Source organism: Pseudomonas sp. OV226 (genome assembly GCF_003148705.1).
Classification (GTDB): Bacteria; Pseudomonadota; Gammaproteobacteria; order Pseudomonadales; family Pseudomonadaceae; genus Aquipseudomonas.
Genome location: NZ_QGGS01000046.1, coordinates 1 through 5,508, shown reverse-complemented (window position 1 = coordinate 5,508; position 5,508 = coordinate 1). Strand labels below are relative to the sequence as shown.

At 51.2% G+C, this 5,508-nt stretch carries 2 tRNA genes and 3 rRNA genes; all 5 read right to left on the bottom strand.

The annotated features are described in order from the left end of the window. Nucleotides 1-89, bottom strand: a 5S ribosomal RNA gene (gene rrf, locus C7534_RS32125); the annotation flags it as partial. Between the two features lie 152 nt (nt 90-241). Beyond that, nucleotides 242-3,133, bottom strand: a 23S ribosomal RNA gene (locus tag C7534_RS32120). Nucleotides 3,134-3,381: 248 nt separating this feature from the next. Next, nucleotides 3,382-3,457 (bottom strand) — tRNA-Ala (locus C7534_RS32115). Nucleotides 3,458-3,487: 30 nt separating this feature from the next. Further along, nucleotides 3,488-3,564: transfer RNA gene (locus tag C7534_RS32110), tRNA-Ile, on the bottom strand. An 81-nt stretch (nt 3,565-3,645) separates the two neighbouring features. Beyond that, nucleotides 3,646-5,182 (bottom strand): 16S ribosomal RNA (locus C7534_RS32105). Nucleotides 5,183-5,508 lie beyond the last annotated feature (326 nt).

The following is a 5,508-nucleotide window of genomic DNA, read 5'->3' as shown; positions in this document are numbered from 1 at the left end:
GGAAACCCCACACTACCATCGGCGATGCATCGTTTCACTGCTGAGTTCGGGATGGGATCAGGTGGTTCCAATGCTCTATGGTCGTCAAGAAATTCGGTAGCCAGGTCGTGCTCTCTTGCAAGATCACGCTCCAGCGAATGGGTATGTAATAGATTTGTGTGTTTCGAATTTTCGACAATGTATCGTCTTCACACACCGCAATCTGATGCTCTCTCGAGTAGTCAAATTGCTTGGGTGTTATATGGTCAAGCCTCACGGGCAATTAGTATTGGTTAGCTCAACGCCTCACAGCGCTTACACACCCAACCTATCAACGTCGTAGTCTTCGACGGCCCTTCAGGGGACTCAAGGTCCCAGTGAGATCTCATCTTGAGGCTAGTTTCCCGCTTAGATGCTTTCAGCGGTTATCTATTCCGAACATAGCTACCCGGCAATGCCACTGGCGTGACAACCGGAACACCAGAGGTTCGTCCACTCCGGTCCTCTCGTACTAGGAGCAGCCCCTCTCAAATCTCAAACGTCCACGGCAGATAGGGACCGAACTGTCTCACGACGTTCTAAACCCAGCTCGCGTACCACTTTAAATGGCGAACAGCCATACCCTTGGGACCGGCTTCAGCCCCAGGATGTGATGAGCCGACATCGAGGTGCCAAACACCGCCGTCGATATGAACTCTTGGGCGGTATCAGCCTGTTATCCCCGGAGTACCTTTTATCCGTTGAGCGATGGCCCTTCCATACAGAACCACCGGATCACTAAGACCTACTTTCGTACCTGCTCGACGTGTCTGTCTCGCAGTCAAGCGCGCTTTTGCCTTTATACTCTACGACCGATTTCCGACCGGTCTGAGCGCACCTTCGTACTCCTCCGTTACTCTTTAGGAGGAGACCGCCCCAGTCAAACTACCCACCATACACTGTCCTCGATCCGGATAACGGACCTGAGTTAGAACCTCAAAGTTGCCAGGGTGGTATTTCAAGGTTGGCTCCACGCGAACTGGCGTCCACGCTTCAAAGCCTCCCACCTATCCTACACAAGCAAATTCAAAGTCCAGTGCAAAGCTATAGTAAAGGTTCACGGGGTCTTTCCGTCTAGCCGCGGATACACTGCATCTTCACAGCGATTTCAATTTCACTGAGTCTCGGGTGGAGACAGCGCCGCCATCGTTACGCCATTCGTGCAGGTCGGAACTTACCCGACAAGGAATTTCGCTACCTTAGGACCGTTATAGTTACGGCCGCCGTTTACCGGGGCTTCGATCAAGAGCTTCGCGTTAGCTAACCCCATCAATTAACCTTCCGGCACCGGGCAGGCGTCACACCCTATACGTCCACTTTCGTGTTTGCAGAGTGCTGTGTTTTTAATAAACAGTCGCAGCGGCCTGGTATCTTCGACCGGCATGGGCTTACGCAGTAAATGCTTCACCCTCACCGGCGCACCTTCTCCCGAAGTTACGGTGCCATTTTGCCTAGTTCCTTCACCCGAGTTCTCTCAAGCGCCTTGGTATTCTCTACCCAACCACCTGTGTCGGTTTGGGGTACGGTTCCTGGTTACCTGAAGCTTAGAAGCTTTTCTTGGAAGCATGGCATCAACCACTTCGTGTACTAAAAGTACACTCGTCATCAGCTCTCGGCCTTAGAATCCCGGATTTACCTAAGATTCCAGCCTACCACCTTAAACTTGGACAACCAACGCCAAGCTGGCCTAGCCTTCTCCGTCCCTCCATCGCAATAACCAGAAGTACAGGAATATTAACCTGTTTTCCATCGACTACGCTTTTCAGCCTCGCCTTAGGGACCGACTAACCCTGCGTCGATTAACGTTGCGCAGGAAACCTTGGTCTTTCGGCGTGGGTGTTTTTCACACCCATTGTCGTTACTCATGTCAGCATTCGCACTTCTGATACCTCCAGCAAGCTTCTCAACTCACCTTCACAGGCTTACAGAACGCTCCTCTACCGCATCACCTAAGTGATACCCGTAGCTTCGGTGTATGGTTTGAGCCCCGTTACATCTTCCGCGCAGGCCGACTCGACTAGTGAGCTATTACGCTTTCTTTAAAGGGTGGCTGCTTCTAAGCCAACCTCCTAGCTGTCTAAGCCTTCCCACATCGTTTCCCACTTAACCATAACTTTGGGACCTTAGCTGACGGTCTGGGTTGTTTCCCTTTTCACGACGGACGTTAGCACCCGCCGTGTGTCTCCCATGCTCGGCACTTGTAGGTATTCGGAGTTTGCATCGGTTTGGTAAGTCGGGATGACCCCCTAGCCGAAACAGTGCTCTACCCCCTACAGTGATACATGAGGCGCTACCTAAATAGCTTTCGAGGAGAACCAGCTATCTCCGAGCTTGATTAGCCTTTCACTCCGATCCACAGGTCATCCGCTAACTTTTCAACGGTAGTCGGTTCGGTCCTCCAGTTAGTGTTACCCAACCTTCAACCTGCCCATGGATAGATCGCCCGGTTTCGGGTCTATTCCCAGCGACTAGACGCCCTATTAAGACTCGCTTTCGCTACGCCTCCCCTATTCGGTTAAGCTCGCCACTGAAAATAAGTCGCTGACCCATTATACAAAAGGTACGCAGTCACCCAACAAAGTGGGCTCCCACTGCTTGTACGCATACGGTTTCAGGATCTATTTCACTCCCCTCTCCGGGGTTCTTTTCGCCTTTCCCTCACGGTACTAGTTCACTATCGGTCAGTCAGTAGTATTTAGCCTTGGAGGATGGTCCCCCCATATTCAGACAAAGTTTCTCGTGCTCCGTCCTACTCGATTTCATGACCAAGAGATTTTCGCGTACAGGGCTATCACCCACTATGGCCGCACTTTCCAGAGCGTTCCGCTAATCTCAAAGCCACTTAAGGGCTAGTCCCCGTTCGCTCGCCACTACTAAGGGAATCTCGGTTGATTTCTTTTCCTCAGGGTACTTAGATGTTTCAGTTCCCCTGGTTCGCCTCTTGCACCTATGTATTCAGTACAAGATAACCATCTTATGATGGCTGGGTTCCCCCATTCAGACATCTCCGGATCAAAGTCTGTTTGCCGACTCCCCGAAGCTTTTCGCAGGCTACCACGTCTTTCATCGCCTCTGACTGCCAAGGCATCCACCGTATGCGCTTCTTCACTTGACCATATAACCCCAAGCAATCTGGTTATACTGTGAAGACGACATTCGCCGAAAATTCGATAATACTCAATTAAGAGCAACTCACAAATTTTACCTTAGCCTGATCCGTTACCAGTGAAAGTAACGTTCAGTCTATCTTTCTATCACATACCCAAATTTTTAAAGAACGAACTAGTCAAAGACTAGAAATCAACATTCACCATCTCTCGATGGAATGCTCATTTCTAAGCTTTCAAACTTCAGAAGCAGTAGTGGTGGAGCCAAACGGGATCGAACCGTTGACCTCCTGCGTGCAAGGCAGGCGCTCTCCCAGCTGAGCTATGGCCCCGTATTTCTACAGGCGTTTCCCACACAAAATTGGTGGGTCTGGGCAGATTCGAACTGCCGACCTCACCCTTATCAGGGGTGCGCTCTAACCAACTGAGCTACAGACCCAATTTCGGGCTGCTTCTTTCGTCTTCTTCAATGAATCAAGCAATTCGTGTGGGAACTTATGGAGCAGCTGATGTCGTCGATTAAGGAGGTGATCCAGCCGCAGGTTCCCCTACGGCTACCTTGTTACGACTTCACCCCAGTCATGAATCACACCGTGGTAACCGTCCTCCCGAAGGTTAGACTAGCTACTTCTGGTGCAACCCACTCCCATGGTGTGACGGGCGGTGTGTACAAGGCCCGGGAACGTATTCACCGCGACATTCTGATTCGCGATTACTAGCGATTCCGACTTCACGCAGTCGAGTTGCAGACTGCGATCCGGACTACGATCGGTTTTATGGGATTAGCTCCACCTCGCGGCTTGGCAACCCTCTGTACCGACCATTGTAGCACGTGTGTAGCCCAGGCCGTAAGGGCCATGATGACTTGACGTCATCCCCACCTTCCTCCGGTTTGTCACCGGCAGTCTCCTTAGAGTGCCCACCATTACGTGCTGGTAACTAAGGACAAGGGTTGCGCTCGTTACGGGACTTAACCCAACATCTCACGACACGAGCTGACGACAGCCATGCAGCACCTGTCTCAATGTTCCCGAAGGCACCGATCCATCTCTGGAAAGTTCATTGGATGTCAAGGCCTGGTAAGGTTCTTCGCGTTGCTTCGAATTAAACCACATGCTCCACCGCTTGTGCGGGCCCCCGTCAATTCATTTGAGTTTTAACCTTGCGGCCGTACTCCCCAGGCGGTCAACTTAATGCGTTAGCTGCGCCACTAAGAGCTCAAGGCTCCCAACGGCTAGTTGACATCGTTTACGGCGTGGACTACCAGGGTATCTAATCCTGTTTGCTCCCCACGCTTTCGCACCTCAGTGTCAGTATCAGTCCAGGTGGTCGCCTTCGCCACTGGTGTTCCTTCCTATATCTACGCATTTCACCGCTACACAGGAAATTCCACCACCCTCTACCATACTCTAGCTCGACAGTTTTGAATGCAGTTCCCAGGTTGAGCCCGGGGATTTCACATCCAACTTAACGAACCACCTACGCGCGCTTTACGCCCAGTAATTCCGATTAACGCTTGCACCCTCTGTATTACCGCGGCTGCTGGCACAGAGTTAGCCGGTGCTTATTCTGTCGGTAACGTCAAAATTGCAACGTATTAGGTTACAACCCTTCCTCCCAACTTAAAGTGCTTTACAATCCGAAGACCTTCTTCACACACGCGGCATGGCTGGATCAGGCTTTCGCCCATTGTCCAATATTCCCCACTGCTGCCTCCCGTAGGAGTCTGGACCGTGTCTCAGTTCCAGTGTGACTGATCATCCTCTCAGACCAGTTACGGATCGTCGCCTTGGTGAGCCATTACCTCACCAACTAGCTAATCCGACCTAGGCTCATCTGATAGCGCAAGGCCCGAAGGTCCCCTGCTTTCTCCCGTAGGACGTATGCGGTATTAGCGTCCGTTTCCGAACGTTATCCCCCACTACCAGGCAGATTCCTAGGCATTACTCACCCGTCCGCCGCTCTCAAGAGAAGCAAGCTTCTCTCTACCGCTCGACTTGCATGTGTTAGGCCTGCCGCCAGCGTTCAATCTGAGCCATGATCAAACTCTTCAGTTCAAACATCTTTGGGTTTTTAAGAAACCCTAAACTTGGCTCAGCAATCGTTGGTTACATCTTTGATTTCTCGCGGAGTAACTTGTGATGCTGATAATCTTGTTGACTATCAGTCTGACTCCACAAGCACCCACACGAATTGCTTGATTCAGTTGTTAAAGAGCGGTTGGTTAAGATCTTTCGTCTCAACCGAGGCGCGCATTCTACAGCAGCCTCTGTTGCTGTCAAGTGGTTATTTTCAGAAGTTTTCAAAGTTTCGCTTGGAAATCTTTAACAACTTCAACCACTTGCGCTTCCGATCACTCGGTAGCGGGAGGCGAATTCTACAG